At 63.0% G+C, this 17,261-nt stretch carries 16 protein-coding genes; 4 read left to right on the forward strand and 12 right to left on the reverse strand.

Annotated features, from left to right (window positions below; translation table 11 throughout):
* Nucleotides 1-17 precede the first annotated feature (17 nt).
* Nucleotides 18-1,028 (reverse strand): type II secretion system F family protein, encoded by a 1,011-nt coding sequence (locus AX703_RS05410; RefSeq protein WP_039336550.1) that lies wholly within the window; start codon nt 1,026-1,028, stop codon nt 18-20.
* Nucleotides 1,029-1,044: 16 nt separating this feature from the next.
* Complete coding sequence (locus tag AX703_RS05415) at nt 1,045-2,019, reverse strand: type II secretion system F family protein (RefSeq protein WP_039336552.1); 975 nt, start codon at nt 2,017-2,019, stop codon at nt 1,045-1,047.
* An 815-nt stretch (nt 2,020-2,834) separates the two neighbouring features.
* Here AX703_RS05415 and AX703_RS28825 point away from each other — a divergent pair.
* Complete coding sequence (locus AX703_RS28825; RefSeq protein WP_156451923.1) at nt 2,835-2,936, forward strand: TilS substrate-binding domain-containing protein; 102 nt, start codon at nt 2,835-2,837, stop codon at nt 2,934-2,936.
* A 389-nt stretch (nt 2,937-3,325) separates the two neighbouring features.
* Here AX703_RS28825 and AX703_RS05425 read toward each other — a convergent pair whose 3' ends face one another.
* The 4 genes from AX703_RS05425 to AX703_RS05440 form a co-directional block, all read right to left on the reverse strand.
* Nucleotides 3,326-3,997 carry a CpaD family pilus assembly protein gene (locus tag AX703_RS05425; protein ID WP_062343138.1) on the reverse strand — a complete coding sequence of 224 codons (672 nt, stop codon included), beginning with the start codon at nt 3,995-3,997 and terminating at the stop codon, nt 3,326-3,328.
* 14 nt (nt 3,998-4,011) lie between these two features.
* Nucleotides 4,012-5,670, reverse strand: coding sequence for a type II and III secretion system protein family protein (locus AX703_RS05430; protein WP_369820988.1), 1,659 nt, complete (start codon nt 5,668-5,670; stop codon nt 4,012-4,014).
* Nucleotides 5,670-6,701: a Flp pilus assembly protein CpaB gene (cpaB, locus tag AX703_RS05435; RefSeq protein ID WP_062343140.1), complete on the reverse strand. Its 1,032-nt coding sequence runs from the start codon at nt 6,699-6,701 to the stop codon at nt 5,670-5,672. Before cpaB ends, AX703_RS05430 begins: the two co-directional genes overlap by 1 nt.
* Before the next feature lie 72 nt (nt 6,702-6,773).
* The gene (locus AX703_RS05440) at nt 6,774-7,274 is read right to left on the reverse strand and encodes a prepilin peptidase (RefSeq protein WP_156451924.1); all 501 of its coding nucleotides are present in this window, start codon (nt 7,272-7,274) and stop codon (nt 6,774-6,776) included.
* Between the two features lie 70 nt (nt 7,275-7,344).
* Here AX703_RS05440 and AX703_RS05445 point away from each other — a divergent pair, with 70 nt between their 5' ends.
* Both AX703_RS05445 and AX703_RS05450 read left to right on the forward strand, forming a co-directional pair.
* The gene (locus AX703_RS05445; RefSeq protein WP_062343142.1) at nt 7,345-8,334 is read left to right on the forward strand and encodes an alpha/beta hydrolase; all 990 of its coding nucleotides are present in this window, start codon (nt 7,345-7,347) and stop codon (nt 8,332-8,334) included.
* 32 nt (nt 8,335-8,366) lie between these two features.
* Nucleotides 8,367-9,446 (forward strand): FAD-binding oxidoreductase, encoded by a 1,080-nt coding sequence (locus AX703_RS05450; protein ID WP_062343193.1) that lies wholly within the window; start codon nt 8,367-8,369, stop codon nt 9,444-9,446.
* On the opposite strand, the gene AX703_RS05455 is transcribed toward AX703_RS05450, so the two are convergent.
* On the reverse strand, nt 9,437-10,360 hold the full coding sequence (locus AX703_RS05455; RefSeq protein WP_062343144.1) for a sugar phosphate isomerase/epimerase: 924 nt from the start codon (nt 10,358-10,360) through the stop codon (nt 9,437-9,439). The genes AX703_RS05450 and AX703_RS05455 overlap by 10 nt on opposite strands.
* An 18-nt stretch (nt 10,361-10,378) precedes the next feature.
* Nucleotides 10,379-11,329, reverse strand: coding sequence for a sugar phosphate isomerase/epimerase (locus AX703_RS05460; protein WP_062343146.1), 951 nt, complete (start codon nt 11,327-11,329; stop codon nt 10,379-10,381).
* A gap of 347 nt (nt 11,330-11,676) precedes the next feature.
* On the opposite strand from AX703_RS05460, the gene AX703_RS05465 reads away from it, so the two are divergent.
* A complete protein-coding gene (locus tag AX703_RS05465) occupies nt 11,677-11,859 on the forward strand; it encodes a DUF1508 domain-containing protein (RefSeq protein WP_062343148.1) in 183 nt (60 codons plus the stop codon).
* A 23-nt stretch (nt 11,860-11,882) separates the two neighbouring features.
* Here AX703_RS05465 and AX703_RS05470 read toward each other — a convergent pair whose 3' ends face one another.
* From AX703_RS05470 to AX703_RS05485, 4 genes are read right to left on the reverse strand one after another with little or no spacing between them, the layout of a single operon-like run.
* Nucleotides 11,883-13,592 carry a hypothetical protein gene (locus AX703_RS05470; protein WP_062343150.1) on the reverse strand — a complete coding sequence of 570 codons (1,710 nt, stop codon included), beginning with the start codon at nt 13,590-13,592 and terminating at the stop codon, nt 11,883-11,885.
* A 3-nt stretch (nt 13,593-13,595) separates the two neighbouring features.
* The gene (locus tag AX703_RS05475) at nt 13,596-14,681 is read right to left on the reverse strand and encodes a chemotaxis response regulator protein-glutamate methylesterase (protein WP_062343153.1); all 1,086 of its coding nucleotides are present in this window, start codon (nt 14,679-14,681) and stop codon (nt 13,596-13,598) included.
* Nucleotides 14,678-15,544: a protein-glutamate O-methyltransferase CheR gene (locus AX703_RS05480; RefSeq protein ID WP_156451922.1), complete on the reverse strand. Its 867-nt coding sequence runs from the start codon at nt 15,542-15,544 to the stop codon at nt 14,678-14,680. Before AX703_RS05480 ends, AX703_RS05475 begins: the two co-directional genes overlap by 4 nt.
* A gap of 41 nt (nt 15,545-15,585) precedes the next feature.
* A complete protein-coding gene (locus AX703_RS05485) occupies nt 15,586-17,241 on the reverse strand; it encodes a methyl-accepting chemotaxis protein (RefSeq protein WP_062343155.1) in 1,656 nt (551 codons plus the stop codon).
* Nucleotides 17,242-17,261 lie beyond the last annotated feature (20 nt).

Here is a 17,261-nt window from a genome sequence, read left to right on the forward strand (position 1 = left end):
TGCCTTGGCTGGTCCGATCAGCTACCGGGCTTCTTGTTGATCAGCGTGTCGCTGATCGAGCAGGCAGCAGGGCCGAGGATCACGACGAACAGCACCGGCAGGATGAACAGGATCAGCGGAATGGTCATGATCGCGGGCAGGCGTGCAGCCTTTTCCTCGGCACGCATCATGCGCTCGTTGCGGAATTCGGCAGAGAGGACACGCAGCGCCGAGGCGAGGGGCGTACCATAGCGCTCGGTCTGGATCATCGTGGTCACCACGCCTTTGACGGATTCCAGATCGACACGATAGGCGAGGTTTTCGAACGCCTGACGACGATCGGTCAGGAACGACAGCTCGATGGCGGTCAGCGAGAATTCGTCCCCGAGTTCCGGATAGGCGCGGCCCAGTTCGCGTGCGACGCGGCTGAAGGCCGCATCGACCGTGAGGCCGGCTTCGGCGCAGATGACCAGCAGGTCGAGCGCATCGGGCAGGCCCTTGCGGATCGCGTGGGTCCGCTTGGAAACCATGTTCTGGATGAAGACGTCGGGCCCCTTGTACCCTGCGATGAGCATGAACATGAAGGCGCCCATCCGCTTCATGGGACCCCAATCCCCAAACGTGTTGGTCCAGTAGAAGAGCACCGCGCCCAGAAGACCCAGAGTGATCGGGCCGACCAAGCGTCCGAGGATGACCGCGACGGCCCATTCCTTCTTGCGGATGCCGGCCTGCGCCAGCTTCTGCTGGATCACCGCCAACTGGCTGTCCTGCAGGACCTTGAGCGATTCGAGGAAGCCGCGGATCTGGTCGGTGGTCTGGTTGCGGCGGACGATGCTCTGGCGCTTGCGGGCATTCGCCGTGACGATGCCGGCCTTGAGCTGTTCGCGCCGTTCGTTCAGGACCTTCACGCGCTTGGCCATGGGGTCGCGCACGGTGACGGCGGCGTAGACTGCAAGCATCACGGCGGCTGCGGCAATCCCGATCAGGATTGATCCGACAAGGTAAACGTCGAAGCCGAGCAGCGTTGGTCCTGCGGGGTTGTTGATCATGGCCGGTCCCTCCCGCTCAGATTTCGAAGTTGACCATCTTGGCCATGATGAACGAACCGATGCCAAGCCAGGTGAGCCCGCCCAGACCGGCGATGATCAGGCGCTCGTCCACGAAGAACTTGCTGAGATAGGCCGGGTTGATCGTATAGATCAGCGCAAACACGATGAAGGGCAGCGAGCCGACGATATAGGCTGATGCCTTCGATTCCGAACTCATCGCCTTGACCTTGAGCTTCATCTGCGCGCGTTTGCGCAGCACGTCCGAAAGGTTCGAAAGCGTCTCGGCCAGGTTGCCGCCGGTCTCGCGCTGGATGGCAAGCGTGATGCAGAAGAAGTTGAACTCGGGCATGTTGAGGCGATCGGCGGTATCCTGCAGTGCCTCTTCCATGGTGCGGCCGACCTTGATGCGATCGGTCACCAGCTTGAACTCTTCACCCACAGGGCCGGGGAGTTCGCTCGCGACCACGCCCAGGGTCTCCGTCACCGGAAGACCGGATCGAAGCCCGCGTACCAGCAGATCGAGAGCATCGGGCAGGCGCGTGGTGAAGTTTTCGACGCGCTTGCCGATGGCCCGGCCGACGATGAAGTGCGGCAAGCCGATGCCGACAAACAGGCCAGCGACCAGCGACAGCAAGGGCGCTCCGGTCTTGAGGAAGACCAGAAGCAAGACCGCCAGGGCAAGACCGCCGCTGACATAGAGGTACTGGGACAGCGTCCAGCCCTTGCCGGTGCGGTGGAGGCGCAGTTCGAGCGCTTCCATCCGCGATCCCGAGCCGGCGATCTTTCCTGCACGCGGTTTGCGGGCTGCCACGGTCTTGCGGTATTGCGCTTCGACCTTGTCAACCGCGCTGTCCGAGTGCCGAAAGCGTACCGACTGGAGACGGCGGCCGCTCTCCTTGGACGCGGACGGGCCGGACAGCGCGGCATAGCCAAGCACCATCGCCGCCATCATGCCGCCGGCCATCAGGATCAGCTGGATCGTATTCCCCATTGCAGGTCTCTTCCCGTCACCTCAAGCGAATGCGGGCCGTCAGGCGGGCACACCGGCCTTGGGCTTGTTTAGCATCTTCTTGAGATCGAACTTGCCGAGCAGCGAGGGCTTGCGCGCACTGGCTGTGGTGTCCGCCGCTGCATCTTCCTCACCGGTTCCGATGATCGCGAAGGCGATGTCCCGGATCGTGGCTCCGACCTTCGAGGAGCGATTGGCTGCAACGAACGACTGTCCGAGCTTGGCCGCGTTGGATGCCCCCTTGATGTCGTAGGGCAACATGAAGTTGATCTTGCGCTCGATCGAGGCTTCGAAATCAGCCTTGCTGATCTCGTTGGCGCCGGCTTGCACCTTGTTGGCAACCACGATCGGACGGGCGTGGGCAGCATTGGTCTTGAGCCACGAAAGCAGGCGAATGGCATCGCGCGCGCCGGCCAGCGTCAGTTCGGTCGCAACGATCACCACGTTCACGTCACCCAGCAGGTGCGGGAAGTTGATCAGCATGTTGCGCGGCATGTCGATCACAGTCATCTCGAACGCCTGGCGGAATTCCTCCTCCAGTTGCACGAATGCGCTGCCATCGGTCATAAGCGGCGAACTGATCGGCGCTTCGGCCGACAAAATGGCCAGATTGTCGTTTGCCCGGATCATTGCGCGTTCGATGAACAAGCCGTCGATGCGGCTTGGATTGTCGATCGCGTCGGTCAGGCCGCGACCGGGCTCCAGATCGAGCGTCAGTGCGCCGGTGCCGAAATGGACGTCGAGATCCAGCAATGCAGTGGGCAGCTTGTGATCGGTGCTGAACAGCCAGGCGAGCGATGTCGCCAGCGTCGACGCCCCGACGCCGCCACGCGTGCCGACGATGGCTGTCGAGATGTGGCGCTTCGCCGCACTCGGATCATGGCTCTTGGGTGCGGTAAAGATGGTCTGCGCCTGGACGAGTGCATCGCGGATCTGCCCCGCATTGAGCGGCTTGAGCAGGTAATCCTGAATGCCCGAAGCAATCAGGTCGCGATACAGGCGTACGTCGTTGACCTGCCCCACGGCGATGACCACGGTGCCGGGCTCGCAAACTTCGGCAAGAGCGTTGATGTCGTTCAGCGGGTCGCCGCTTTCCGACAGGTCGACCATGAGGATGTTCGGGCTGGCCGTGATCGAAAGCGACTGGATCGCGTTGCGCAGGCCACCACGGTGGCACTTCTCCGGCGCCCAGCCCATGTCGACGACGACCGGGCGAAGGACGTCGAGCGCGGTCTCGTCGCACATGAAGGCGGCGAAGGCGTCGCGATTGGCATTCTTCCAGCTCATGTCAGTTTCCTCCACTGCCGCCAGAGGCATTGGACGTCGAATTGTTCTTCAGGCCATCTTTGCCGGTTGGCTTGGCGGCGCGGAAGCTGTCGATGGCCTTGGTTCCGCTCATCACCACCGTTTCCCCGGTGCTGTTGGCGCCCTTCACGAGGTGTTCCTTGTCGGCGACCATCGCGGCGAGATTGCTGTTGATGGCGCAGCCGAAGTTCGACGTCGTCCGGTTGCTCATCGAGAAGTCGGACTTGGCCGTCCAGTCGGGGCAGCCAGGTACCGAGGCAGTGGCGCGGGTCACGACGATGCGCGCACCGCCAGCCGGAACATAACCGGGGGTAACCGGGGCGGGGCCTTCGACGAACATGCCCCATCGACCGGCGACCGTATCGACCGAAGCGATCGTGGCCTTCGACTGCAAGGGATCGTCTATCGCGATCTTGTCACCATACTTGAGGCCAAGGCTTTCGAACCACCCGGCGAGCCGACGTTGTTCGGTGATTGAAATGCCACCGCCTGGCAGGGTCTCGACATCGAAGACGTAACGGTCGCGCTCGACAATCGGCTGATGCACCGAGTTGAGCATGCGGTTCTCGGGGGCGTTGACCGAACAGGCCGAGAGGGCCGTTGCCAGTGAAAGCAGCAGCGCTGCGGAAGCGCGGCGGGTATGTTTGGTGCGCATGGGCTGTCCCTCGTTCACTGGATGCTGAAGCCGGGTTCGGCGCTGGCGACCTTCTTGTCGCTGCGGCGGTCGGCTGGCTGTGGTGCCTTCGCGGGCTTGTCGAGAGCGCCGACCTTGGGACCGGACTGAACCGTGCCTTCCTTTTCGGTCGGCTTGGGGCGATCGCCACCGGTAATCCCGTCGTTCTCCATGTTGCCAAGCAGGCGTTGGATGTCGTTCGGGCTCTGGAAGCCGTCGGTCGGCAGCTTGATCTCGTTGGCGTTTACCGGGTTCACCAGATACGGCGTGACCACGATGACCAGTTCCGTTTCGCCCTTGCGATAGCGGGTCGAGCGGAACAGCGAGCCAAGAATCGGCACGTCACCCACGCCCGGCATCTTGGTCAGCGCGTTCTGCGCGCCATTCTGCAGCAGGCCTGCGATCATGAAGGACTGGCCCGACCCGAGTTCAATCGTCGTTTCGGCCCGGCGCACGGTCAGGGCCGGGATTTCGACGCTATCGAGCTTCAGTGCGCCCGTGCTCGAAAGCTCGGAGACTTCCGGGCGAACGCGGATCGAGATGCGGCCGTTGGCCAGGACCGTTGGCGTATAGGCCAGGCTGACCCCGTAGCGCTTGTACTCGATCGAGGTGGTGCCAAGCCCTTGAGAGACAGGGATCGGGTATTCGCCGCCCGCCAGGAAGTCTGCTGTCTCGCCGGAAAGCGCCGTCAGGTTCGGCTCGGACAGGGTGGTGACAAGGCCCAGCGTCTCGCCTGCATCGAGCGCTCCGAGCAGATCAAGGCCGAGAAGCTTGCCCATGCCGGCAATGGTGGTGCCGGTTGTAGTGGCGCTGATGGAGCTCCCAGGGCCTTTCACGATACCAGTTGGATTGGTTTGGCTTACCGCCGTCGGATCGAACGTGAATCCGGTGGTTGACGATGTCCCCACCCCGAACGGCAGATTCCGGTCAGTCGTGAAGAACGATCCGGTCGACCGTCCCTGTCCAATGCCGAACTTGAAGCCGCCTGTGCCATCGATGCTGGTCAGGTTCACGCCCAGGTCGCGCACCAGCGTGCGGCTGACTTCGGCGAACTTCACGTGGAGGCTGACCTGCAATGGCGTTGCCATCTTCAGGCGGCTGATCACGTTGGTCTTGTCGCCGACAAAAGCGCGGACGAGGCGCTCGGCCTCGGCAGCGTCTTCGGGCGCAGCGACCGTGCCGGTCAGCAGGACCGTGTTGTTCATCGTTGCGACGTTGACGCGAGCCTCGGGCATGGCGAGGTGCAGCATCTGGTCGATCGAGTCGATGTTGTTGCCGACGCGAATGTTGGCCGACCAGACGACGTCACCCTTGGCGTTGCTGGCGTAGACGGTTGTCTCGCCGCCCGACTTGCCGAAGACGTAGAACTGGTTGGTCGACTTCACCTGGACGTCCGCCACCTTGTCGTCGGCGACGAATACGTCGGCCATGCGACCGGGGACGGTGACCAGTTCGCCGCGACCGATCGAGATCGTGACGGTGCGGGCGGGGCTCGTCAGGCTTTGTGCGTGGAGCATGCCGGATGCGGGCATCATCGCCAGCGGGGCAGCGATCAGCGCAGCCGTGAGGAGCTTGGAGGAAAAACGGCGGTTCATGGTGCTGCCCTTCGAGGTCGGGATCTGTCGCATGATCTTGGTGTGGGGAGCGCAGCTCATCACTTCGCTCCTATCGAGACATCTTCGGTGTCCTTGCCGCGGGTCACGCGGACCACGGGGCCGGTTGGTACCGGTCGGCCGTTTGCGGCCATCTGCGGGGCGGGGCCCGAGGAGGGGGCGGAATATCCGCCGCCTGCCGGCGCAGTTGCCACTGGCACGGTCGTGCGTTGGAAGCGCGATACATCGCCGCCGGTCACGAAGCTGGCCTTGCTGCTTTCGATAGGGCGAGCCATGGCCTGCTTGATCAGCGCCTCTTCCTGCTGCTTGGTAGCGCCGGCCGGGATCTTGACGTCGCCCGAGGCAATCGCCTGTTCAAGCTCGGCCGAGTTGTCCGCCAGGGAGCGCAGCGAGAGGCTGATCGTGCCGATCGTCTGGGCCACGGCAATCTTCTCCGCGATCTTGGGCGTGACTTCGAGCGTGACGGTGCTGAAGGTCCGCACGCGGGTCTTGCCCTCGACCATTTCCTGCTCGGTCGACTGGTCCGTTGCGAGCACGCGCAGGTTCTTGAGGATCGTTTCCGAGGCCTTGAGCGCCATGCCGCTGTCGCCGCTGCCCTTGACGGTCTGGGTCAGCACCAGGTCGATATGGTCGCCCGGGAAGACGAAGCCGGCAACGCCGGTGCGGGCCGAGACAGGGATGGTAACGGCGCGCATGCCTGGCCCGAGAGCGGCTGCAAGGAAGCCACGGTCGCCGGGCGCAACGAGATTGCCCTTGGTGACCGGCTCGCCCGCAGTCATCGGGTTGCGCACCACGGTGCCGAGCAGCTTCTGCATGTCGGCCTCACCTTCGACGAAGTAGGCGTCCTGGACCATGTCCTTGGGCCATGCCTGAAAGTTGAGGGCGTCGGCGGTGATGATCGTGCCGACGGGCAGGGCGCGCTGGGCTACCAGCACCTTCGGGCCCATCGGCATCTTGGCCGCAGCTTCTGCCTGGGGCGTGGACGCGCCAGCGAAAAGGCTCCTTGCTGCGAAGGCCGTGCCGATCGCAACGATCAGCGCCCCCACCAGCAACATCAGCTTCCTCTTGTCCATGCTACTTGTCCCGCCCTCTTAACTCAGGCCCGCATGTCTCGGGCAAAATGGTTAAAAATTGTGATATGGTGTTCATGCACCTGTAACGGAGCGCCAACCGGCCTCGAGCATCGGGGCCAGGACGATCAGTCCGGCGCTGGCGATCGCCACGCCGTAGGGAATCTTTGCATCGCGCCGGCGCGTCACGGTATAGTGCCACGCGGCGACCACGATGGTCAGCGCGCCGCCCAGCAGCGACATGATCACCAGCAGCTTGACGAAGCTCAACGGCGGCAGCCAAAGTGCCAGTGCCGCCAGCAGCTTTACATCTCCGCCGCCCATCAGCTTGAGGGCAAATAGTCCCGCCAGGACGACAAAGGCGGCCAACGCCACGCCCACCTGCATCGCGACGCCCGGCCACAGTGACAGCCCTGACGCCCACCAGTAGGCCGGAGCGGCCAGTGCGATGGCAGCGTTCAGCCAGTTGTCGATCTGGCGGCGGCGGATATCGGTGAAGGCGGCAACCAGCAGCGCGATTGCCAATGCCCCGACCAGTCCGTAAACGAAGATGTTCCCCTGCATGTCCTGGGGCATACGGGACAATCACTTACCAAACGGTAACCAAACCTTGGCGCGCAACTGCGCCATTGGAGGCGTTTCAGGCATGGAGTTCGGTACCAGCAGTCGGATCGATAGCAGGGCGATTCCGGCGGATGCGAACGAAGGGTTCTGGACCGCATCAGACGGCCATGTCATCCGCCGGATCGACTGGCCCGGTCATGGCGCTCCTCAGGGCCAGGACGGTCCGCGCGGTTCGATCCTGTTCTTGCCGGGGCGTGGAGATTTCTACGAGAAGTATCTGGAATCTCTCGATTACTGGCATGAGGAAGGGTGGCAGGTAACCGCGCTCGACTGGCGCGGGCAGGCAGGTTCAGGACGGCTCTCTGCCCATCCTGCAATCGGGCACGTCGAAGACTTCTCGATCTGGATCGAGGACCTCTCCGCATTCTGGTCGCAATGGGTCGTCCAGACGCCTGGTCCCCATGTCGTCATCGGCCATTCGATGGGTGGTCACCTCGTGCTACGTGCTCTTGCGGAAGGGCGCATTAACCCTGTTGCCGTGGTCCTGAGTGCTCCGATGCTGGGCTTTCTGACGCCGGGACCGAATCGGGCGTTGCACAAGGTGGCCGAGGCGATGTGCCGATTCGGCGATCCTGCCCGCCCCGCCTGGAAGATCAGCGAGAAGCCCGGGACGACCGCCGCAGCCCGGAACACACTGCTGACGCATGATGCCGAACGGTACGAGGACGAGGCGCAATGGAAGCTGCAGCGCTCCTTTCTCGGAATGGGCCCCGGCTCCTGGCGGTGGGTCGAGCGTGCCTATGCCTCGATGCTGGTGCTGGATGCTCCCGGGATTCTGGAAGCGGTCGACGTGCCGGTGCTTCTGCTTGCCGCGCGTCACGATGGTCTGGTCAGCTGGAAGGCGATCGAGCGTGCCGCCCGCCGCCTGCCACGTGCGCAACTGATGACCTGGGGACGGGAAGCCCGTCACGAATTGCTGCGAGAGGCTGACCCGGTGAGAGACAAGGTCATGGCCGCGATTGACGATTTCCTCGACCGCATGGCGCCCGTCGCGGAGGCCCCCATCGCGTGACCAGCTTTGCCGGAGACTTTGATGTCGCCATCATGGGCGCGGGCATGGCAGGTGCCAGTCTCGCCGCGGAATGCGCGCCCCACGCACGCGTGCTGCTGGTCGAGGCCGAGGACACCCCCGGCTACCACACCACCGGACGCTCTGCCGCGTTCTGGGAAGAAACCTATGGCGGACCCGGTGTCTTCCCGCTGACGATGGCTTCGGGCCGTTACTTGCGGGAAGGCGGGTTCCTGTCCCCGCGTGGTGCGCTGAACATCGGGCAGGCGTCGGACCGCGACAAGGTGGAGGCCTTCATCGAGAAGTTCGCTGCCCTGGGTGCCACCCTGCATCTGCAGGACCGGTCGGCGCTCGAATCCCGCGTGCCCGGCCTGAAGCCCGAATGGGTTGTCGGCGCGTGGGAGCCCGGCTGCGCTGACATCGACGTTGCCGGCTTGCACCAGCACTACCTTGCAACGTCGAAGCGGACCGGCACAGTCATGCGCGTGCGGGCCCGCGTCGAGCGGCTGGAGGGGGAAGGCGGACAGTGGCGGCTGGCCTGGGCCGGGGGCGAGGCACGCGCTCCTATCATCGCCAATGCTGCCGGAGCATGGGCGGACTCGCTTGCCAGCCTTGCCGGTGCCTGCCCGCTTGGCATCCAGCCGTTGCGCCGCACGATTGTCCAGTTGCGCACCGATCCTGCCCCGGCAGATTCCCTGCCGCTGACGCTGGGCATCAACGAGGACTTCTATTTCAAGCCCCAAGCCGGGCGTCTGTGGCTTTCACCGCACGATGAGATCCCCGATGTCGCTGGCGATGCCGCGCCCGAGGAACTGGACGTTGCCATTGCCATCGACCGCTTTCAGCACGTGGTGGACTGGAACATTGCCGCCCTCGAGCGCCGCTGGGCAGGCCTTCGATCCTTCTCGCCGGATCGCCTGCCGGTCTACGGCTTCGATCCGGTTGTGGAGGGCTTGTTCTGGTTCGCCGGGCAAGGCGGCTTCGGCATACAGACGGCACCTGCCGCGGCGCGGCTGGGCGCTCAGCTACTGCTCGGCTTGCCCCGCGACGAGCTGACCGTGGAAATCGACGCCGACGCATATGCGCCGGCGCGATTCCTGCCTGATCAATCGTAGATCGGGCGCAGTTCGTTATCGAGGTAGTAGCGGGTCATCGCCATCGAGGCGAGGAGGTCGGGCGAGCCGTCGTACTCGATCGACATCCAGCCCTTGAACCCGTGTTGCTTGAGCGCGTGGTAAAGTCCCTTGAGATCGAGCGTGCCCATCCCCGGTTCCCAGAACCAGCGCGTGCCGTCGTCTGTGATTTCCGGGTCCTGTGAATAGCGCAGGCTGTCGGGCTGGTTGGACGAGGCGGTGTCCTTGAGGTGGAACGTGCTGATGCGGTCGTGATAGTCGTTGTAGAAGGTCACCAGATCCTCGCCCATGATCGAGATCTGGGCGGTGTCGATGCAGTAGTGGACCAGCGCGGGATCGGTGGATTCGATCAGTTCGCGATGGTTTGGCAGGTTGATCGCGCAGAAGAACTCGTTGTGCAGGCCGATCTTGACGCCCTTGTCGGTGGCATAGCGGCCGATCTCGTTCATCACCTTGGCACACTGCTGCACTTCCTCGCGGGTGAGGGGGCCGCAGCCGAAGTAGTTCTGGGTCGGGCAGGTGTTCATGTAGGTGCCGCCGAAGCGCACGATGGTGTCCACCGCTTCGCGGCCTGACTGCACGGCTTCATCAAAGTGGCCGACATCGTGCGAGGCGTGGGCACCATGGAACATGCCGATAACCTCGACGCCGCGCTCCTTGGCAAAGGCGGTGAAGTTTTCGGGCGAGCCGAACAGCGGCAGGATGTCTGCCATGTCCCACGGCGCGATCTCGATGCCGTTGAAGCCCAGCGCCGACTGATATTTCAGGATGTTGTCCCAGTCGGAATAGTAGGCGCTGTTGGTCTTGTCCTCGTAATAGAAGTCGCGGAAGTTATCGATCTGCTTGAAAGGGATCGACTTCCAGTGGCTCATGTTGGCGTATTGGATATTGGGCATTTCGGATAACTCCGGAAATCAAAGCTGGTTGAGCATGGCGCGCGTGCGCAGTAGTGCGCGGAACGGATCACGCGTCTGGCGGGCGCTGCAGGTCACGGGGCCTGAATAGCCCAGCTTGTCGAGCGTGCTGGCAATCGCGGCGAAATCGACCGAGCCGGTGCCGGGATCGCGGAAGACCTGCGTGGCCTGGGGCTGCGGGTGTTCGGGGTTCGGCGTCTTCCATGTGTCGTTGCTGTCAACGAAGCTGGTGTCGGTCAGGTGGACACAGCCGATGCGGGCGATGTTGGTGGTGATGAACTGCACCGGGTCGATCCCGGCAACGGTGAGGTTGGCGGTGTCAGCGTCAAGGCCGACGCTTTCGGGCAAGCGCGCAAGCAGCGCGAGCACCCGTTCACCGCCGAACAGGCTCCAGTATTCATTGCGCAGCACCAGCTTTACGCCCAGTTCCTCGGCCTTGGCGGCAAGGCCGCTCAGCAGTTCGACCGTGCGATCGGTGAACATGGCGATCTGGGCGTCGATATCGGGGTGATACTGCCTGATGCGCCCGTAATAGGGCGAGGGGCTTATGGCGAAATAGTCCGCGCCAAGATCGGCCGCATGGGCGAGGGCCTCGCCGGCGAAATGGCCGGATGCGCCGAAGTAGAAGTGGATGTTGTCGTTGCGCATGAACAGGTTGGGATCGAAGGTCACGCCTGTGACGCGCGTGATTCCGCTTGCGGCCAGCACTTCGCGGTACTGCGCCGCGCTGCTGTACTTGGTGTTGATGCAATAGCGGTTCATCGGCACGCCGCTGCGCCCGCCGAACTGCCAAACCGGCTCATAGGGAATTTCGATGGCAGAAAACCCTGCCGTGGCGATCAGGGGGTAAAGCTCCTCCCAGAAATACTTGCTTTCGAACCGGTTGCGGTTCGGCTCCTGGTAGTGGCGATTGATAAGGTCGAGGCTTATCGCGGTATCTTTGGGGTTCATGGTCAACCTTCTGGCGTTCCTGCCCCGGCAAAGGGGCAATTGCGTTCGTGCATGTTGGGGGCATGGTCGCGTGCCGCGCAGGCGCAGTGAACCACGCCTGCAGATGCGCTGGCGGCATGGCTATTGGCAGGTGATGAGTTTACCGCCGCAGACACAGGATCCATTCCCATTCCACGGCCCCGACGCGCACTGGCGCTCGTTTGCCTGGCGGGTCAGACGCCCGCTACTTTGTGCTGGCGGACATCCGCCATTTGCAGGCAAAAATCAACCGCGCGCGTAATTTGCCTGCTGTGCTGCGCCTTTTCCGTGATATCTGCGGACCTGGGCTAACGACAGGGAGAGTCATTATGGCGCACCGTTTCGAGATCCGAAAGAACAAGGCAGGCGAGTTTGTCGCCTACTTCTGCCACAACAGCGAAACCATCTTCTGGACCGAAGGCTACGCTAGCAAGGCCGGCGCCCGGAATGCCATTGCATCGATCCTCAAGAACGGTCCCGAGGCGGCAGTGGTGGATACGACCACCGATTGAGAGCTGGGGATGATTGGCCGGTTTCAGAACAGGCCATCGTCCTCGTCGTCATCAGGGGCTAACGTCACATCCGGCGCGATGGCGATCCCATTCAGGCCAGGGACAAGCGCCTGGTTGTGGATGAGGCGCTCGTCTGCCATCGTGTAGCTTCGCGCCAGATCGTCGAGCATAGTCTGCAATAGAACCGCCTTGTCACCGTCGACCGGCTGGCAATCCGAACCGGCGCCTTGCAGGACGGACGACAGGTTTCGCATGGGCGCTTCCAGCATCCCTGCTTCCTCCAGTGCATCGATTGCCAGTGCCAGGCTTGATCCCAACTGGTCTGACTCGGCTTCAACCACGGCCATCGCCTGTCGGCCTCTTTCGTTGCAATCGCCAATCGTGGTGAGGAAGCGGGCGAGGAGTTCCCCCGATGCACCACCGTTCTCGTGCGACTGGCTCTGCAGGCGGTGGCAGGGCGCCGACAGGTTCGTTTGCGTTCGCTGGATGGCATCGGCGATTGCATCAAGGCGCTCGGAGTATGTCCTGATCTCGTTGGCGATGACCATCACCGGTCGTCCGATGGATTGCGCAGTGCGGCAGCTCAGACCGATATTGATCGCCATGTGCTGCACATCCAGCCGAAGCCGGGTGATGGCTTCTGCCCGTTCCGTAACTTCATCGACCGTCTGCAGGATCAGGTCGAGTGTCGCCATGCCCTCGCTGTTCGCGCGGTCCAGCTGGCGCAGCATCAGGTGCGCCTCGGCAACACTTGCCTCGATGCGCTCCAGCATGTCACTGTCGCCCTCGCTGGCCTGGTCGTCGTCAAGACCCTGGAGATTTCTGCACTGGCTTTGCAGTCGCGAAAGAGAAGCCGCGAGTTCGGCCCTGTCGCGCCCATAGTCGGAGACTGCCGCTTCGAACAATGCAGCGAGAACGCGAAGCAACGGTGCGCCAGCAGAGCCGGCCATGCTGCCTTCCTGGCGTCGCGTTTCAAGCGTGCGCAGGCTCGCCAGCACGTGCTCCAGTCGCTGGCGCACGCTGTCGCCGATCTGCATTGCCTGGATGGCGGCGTGGAGCTCGGTCTGAATCGCCAGAGCAAGGCCGGCAATGGTCTTGGCCAGGTTGCCAAGACGCATTTGGTGCTGCTGCAGGTTGCCCGCTTCGCGCATCAGCGCATCGGGTACCTGCGGGAAGACCTTCGCACATTCGCGATCGAGCAGCCTGTCGTTCTCGCCCATCTCGCGAAGACTTTCGAGAAGCCCTCCGAGCATATGGTCGAGGCCGCGCAGTTCCCGGTCACCCTGATCGAGCTTGCCGCGCATAGCATCTGCAAATTCCATGAACTGCGGATGGCCCGATGCGGTGATCTTCACGTTCATGCCGTAGATGTCGAGGACCTGCAGGCAGCGCATGACCTCGCCAGCGCTGGTCCGCAAAGACCGGGCGGCCTCGTGCATGGTCGCGATCTCGTGAGACCTGCCCTGAACCAGACTGCGCACGTTGCGCAGGGATTCGGCGGCCATCCGCAATCCATTGACCGCTTCGACGCCGACGCCGCCATCGAACATGCCGGTCACTTCGGTCAGAGCCGAGGTGATCGTCTGGATGCGCGTAACCGACTGGCACAGGTGCGTGCTGGCCATGTCGAAGCTTTCGTCCAGACGCTTGAGCAGCGAGACCAGATCCTCGATCAGCGCTGCGTGACCGATGTCCTTGGCGGGAGTGGGGACGACAAGTTTGAGAGCCGCCATCGCTCAGCGCGCCGTGGCCCGGAGGATTTCCCCGGCAATGCTATCGAGTCCCAGCACGCGGTCAGCCGCACCGCGCGCGATTGCTTCCTTCGGCATTCCGAATACGACCGAGCTTGCCTCGTCCTGTGCGAAAGTGCGTGCACCCGCCTCCTTCATCTCGAGCAGTCCGCGCGCTCCGTCATCGCCCATGCCGGTCATGATCACGCCCACCGCATTCGAACCGGCGCACCGCGCGGCTGATCGGAACAGCACGTCGACTGATGGCTTGTGCCGGGAAACAAGCGGTCCATCGCGGACCGAGACGAGATAGCGCGCGCCCTGTCGCTCCAGCAGCGTATGCTTGCCACCGGGCGCGATGAGCACATGCCCGCGCATGACGGTGTCACCCTGCTCGGCCTCTTTCACTGAAACTTCGCACAGGGAGTCGAGACGGCTGGCGAACGCGCGCGTAAAGCGCTCAGGCATGTGCTGGACCACGACGATGCCCGGTGAGTTCGCGGGCAGAGCTTCGAGGACCTCGCGCAGGGCTTCGGTCCCGCCTGTCGACGCGCCGATGCAGACCACCATTTCGGTGGTGCGGCTCATCGCGCGGCCGCTGGGCGGTGGCAGCACGGCATCTGCTGTCAGCTTCTGCTCCGGCCTCATGCGCGGCGGCACGGGCTTGCGCGCCGTAACGCGGGCCCGGGCAGCGCCCTTCACGACCTCGCAAATGGTTGCGCGGGCTTCACTGAGGTGGTCGGCCACGCCAAGCCGGGGTTTCAGGATCACATCGACGGCCCCGGCCTCGAGAGCCTGGAGCAGCGTTTCCGAACCCTGCTCTGTCAAGGACGAGCACATGACCACGGGCACCGGGCACTGGCTCATCAGCTTGCGCAGGAAAGTGATGCCGTCCATCCTTGGCATTTCGACATCCAGGGTTATCACGTCCGGCACTTCGGTCTGGATGATGCGGGCTGCCGCAAATGGATCGGCGGCAGTGCCGATGACTTCCAGTTCGGGGTCTTCCTCGAGGATCGCCTTCATGGTCTGGCGCACGCTTGCACTGTCGTCGACCACCAGAACGCGGGTACGTGCGGGGCGCTTGTTCATGATGACCTCCGAAATACCGTGCCGGCAACCTGAGTGAGGTCATGCTTGAAGCCGGTGATCGACTCCGAGTGGCCGAGGAAAAGATAGCCCCCGGGCAAAAGCTGCTCGCACAGACGTTGCACGACCTGCTCCTGCGTTTGCTTGTCGAAATAGATGAGGACGTTGCGGCAGAAGATGAGATGTACCGGCTGATCGAGTGCATAGGAGTCATCGATCAGGTTGAGCCTGCCGAACGCCACGCGACGCCGAATTTCGGGAGCAATGCGGATCTCTTGCCGTTGCGGGTCCTTGGATTCGAGAATGTAGCGTCGACGCAGTGGAGCGGGGACGGGCTCAACCTGTTCGCGAGGGTAGATCCCCTTCATCGCCGTTGCCAGAACCTCGGTATCGATGTCTGTGGCGATCAGCCGATAGTCGATGCCGCGGTTCTTCGATGTGAAGTCGTCCAGCAGCATGGCGATCGTATACGGTTCGGCGCCCGTCGAACATGCCGCGCTCCAGCAGCGGATCTGGCGACAGCCTTCTTCCGCATATAGCGGCAGGACCGTGCCCGTGAGGTAATCAAAGTGCCCGGGCTCGCGAAAGAAATCGGTCTTGTTGGTGGTGACCGCGTTGATCAGGTGCTCGAGTTCGTCAGGATCGACTTGCCCGCCGATCACCATGTCGCAATACCCGCCCAGCGTATCGATACCGAGCGCCTTGGCGCGTCGCCGCAGGCGGCCCTCCAGCATGGTCTGCTTGCTGGACTTGATGTTGATGCCGGTTTCAAGCTGGATCAGTTCGGCAAGCGCCTTGAACTGCCTTGCGGAAATGCGATCGCTATCGGCTGCCAGACCAAAGGAGAGGGGGCTGAGATCGTTCAAGTGCGCACCATTTTCTTGAGGATTTTAAGGGCGGTCTTCAATCAGGCCGCCCGGCCGAAGTCGCTGTCCTCATGGTCTGCCCCACCACTGGTCAGGTCGAGCGCGAAGCCGTTGAGCCGCTCCTTCTGATGGGCGACCGAGTTCGGCTTGACGGGCCGAGCCTTGGTGGGAACCTGAGGCGCCGACTTCGGCTTCGGCTTGGCGTTGCGCGGTGCGCGCGGAGCCGCTTGTGCAAACGTGCGCTGTTCTTCCAGCTGGAAGAACGCGGTCGTTTGCTGCAGTTCTTCGGCCCGCGCCGCAAGAGAGTCCGACGTCGAGGAAATCTGTTCCGAAGCGCTGGCGTTCTGCTGGGTCACCTTGTCGAGCTGCTGGATCGCCTCGTTGATCTGCGAAGCTCCGATGTCCTGTTCGCGGCACGCGGCGCTGATTTCCGACACGAGTTCTGCCGTGCGGCGGATATCCGGTACCAGCTTGCTGAGCATTTCGCCCGCTTCGCTCGCCGCCTTCACCGTCTCGGCCGACACCGAAACGATTTCCGCTGCAGCACTCTGGCTGCGTTCGGCCAGCTTGCGCACTTCCGACGCAACAACGGCAAAGCCCTTGCCATGCTCTCCTGCCCGCGCGGCTTCGACCGCGGCATTCAGGGCCAGGAGATCGGTCTGCCGCGCGATCTCCTGAACAATGCCGATCTTGTCCGCGATCGTGCGCATGGCGATGACGGCCTTGTCGACTGCCGTTCCCGAAAGCTCTGCATCCTTTGAGGACTGGCGCGCAATCTTCTCGGTCTGCGCCGCATTGTCGGCATTCTGTTTGATGTTCGCGGCCATCTGCTCCATCGATGCCGAAGCCTCTTCTGCCGACGCGGCCTGTTCGGTCGCACCTTGCGACAGCTGCTGCGAACTGGTTGCCATCTGTGAACTGCCTTCGGCCACCTCGTTGGCGGCAAGGCTCACGTTGCTGGCAAACGCACGCAGGTTGTCGACCAGCACATTGATCGAATCCCGCATCTTCTGGTGATCGCCCTGGCAATCGATCTCGACCCGCTCACTAAGATTGCCGGCGCTGAGCTTGCTCAGCACGCGATTGCCTTCTTCGATCGGCAGGATCGTCGCATCGAGCATACCGTTGATGCCACTGATCAGGCTGGCAAAATCCCCCACGAAGCGACGATCGTCGCCACGCTCGCCGAGGCGACCGGCCGTGGCAGCGCCGATCAGCATCTGGATCTCCGAGGTTATCGCGCGCAGGTTCTGGCGCAGGTTCTCGATGGTGTCGTTGATGAAGGCCTTCTTGCCCGGTAGCGGATCCAGCCTGGCGTCGAAGTTGCCGAGGCTGAACTCGTGGACGATGCTCATCGCAAGCTTCTTCACCGCGATGTGCGCGTTGACGAGATTGTTGATGTCAGCGGCCATCTCGGCGATTTCCGCCGGAAGACTGTCCGATGCGATGACCACGTCGATATCGCCCCGTTCATGCTCGGCAGTCATGTACTTTATCGCACTGCCAAGCTCGCGGACCGGAGCCTGCGACTGGTCAAGCAGGCCATTGATCGCGTCGATCAAAGCGCTGGTGCGGGCATTGCAGCCTGAAGCGTGCAGGCGAGCGCCCAGATCGCCGTTCGAGATGGCGGCCTCTACGCGCGCAATCTCTTGCTGAACCTGGGCAGAAGAAACTGCCGTGAATGGATTGATGGCCATGGTTGTTCCCGTCCTTCTTG

The sequence above is a fragment of the Novosphingobium sp. CCH12-A3 genome, from assembly GCF_001556015.1.
Classification (GTDB): Bacteria; Pseudomonadota; Alphaproteobacteria; order Sphingomonadales; family Sphingomonadaceae; genus Novosphingobium; species Novosphingobium subterraneum.

Coding starts and splice junctions, on each gene's coding strand:
- AX703_RS05410 (WP_039336550.1), bottom strand. CDS start 1,028: ATGATCAACAACCCCGCAGGACCAACGCTGCTCGGCTTCGACGTTTAC.
- AX703_RS05415 (WP_039336552.1), bottom strand. CDS start 2,019: ATGGGGAATACGATCCAGCTGATCCTGATGGCCGGCGGCATGATGGCG.
- AX703_RS28825 (WP_156451923.1), top strand. CDS start 2,835: ATGTCGCCAGCGTCGACGCCCCGACGCCGCCACGCGTGCCGACGATGG.
- AX703_RS05425 (WP_062343138.1), bottom strand. CDS start 3,997: ATGCGCACCAAACATACCCGCCGCGCTTCCGCAGCGCTGCTGCTTTCA.
- AX703_RS05430 (WP_369820988.1), bottom strand. CDS start 5,670: ATGAGCTGCGCTCCCCACACCAAGATCATGCGACAGATCCCGACCTCG.
- cpaB (WP_062343140.1), bottom strand. CDS start 6,701: ATGGACAAGAGGAAGCTGATGTTGCTGGTGGGGGCGCTGATCGTTGCG.
- AX703_RS05440 (WP_156451924.1), bottom strand. CDS start 7,274: ATGCCCCAGGACATGCAGGGGAACATCTTCGTTTACGGACTGGTCGGG.
- AX703_RS05445 (WP_062343142.1), top strand. CDS start 7,345: ATGGAGTTCGGTACCAGCAGTCGGATCGATAGCAGGGCGATTCCGGCG.
- AX703_RS05450 (WP_062343193.1), top strand. CDS start 8,367: ATGGGCGCGGGCATGGCAGGTGCCAGTCTCGCCGCGGAATGCGCGCCC.
- AX703_RS05455 (WP_062343144.1), bottom strand. CDS start 10,360: ATGCCCAATATCCAATACGCCAACATGAGCCACTGGAAGTCGATCCCT.
- AX703_RS05460 (WP_062343146.1), bottom strand. CDS start 11,329: ATGAACCCCAAAGATACCGCGATAAGCCTCGACCTTATCAATCGCCAC.
- AX703_RS05465 (WP_062343148.1), top strand. CDS start 11,677: ATGGCGCACCGTTTCGAGATCCGAAAGAACAAGGCAGGCGAGTTTGTC.
- AX703_RS05470 (WP_062343150.1), bottom strand. CDS start 13,592: ATGGCGGCTCTCAAACTTGTCGTCCCCACTCCCGCCAAGGACATCGGT.
- AX703_RS05475 (WP_062343153.1), bottom strand. CDS start 14,681: ATGAACAAGCGCCCCGCACGTACCCGCGTTCTGGTGGTCGACGACAGT.
- AX703_RS05485 (WP_062343155.1), bottom strand. CDS start 17,241: ATGGCCATCAATCCATTCACGGCAGTTTCTTCTGCCCAGGTTCAGCAA.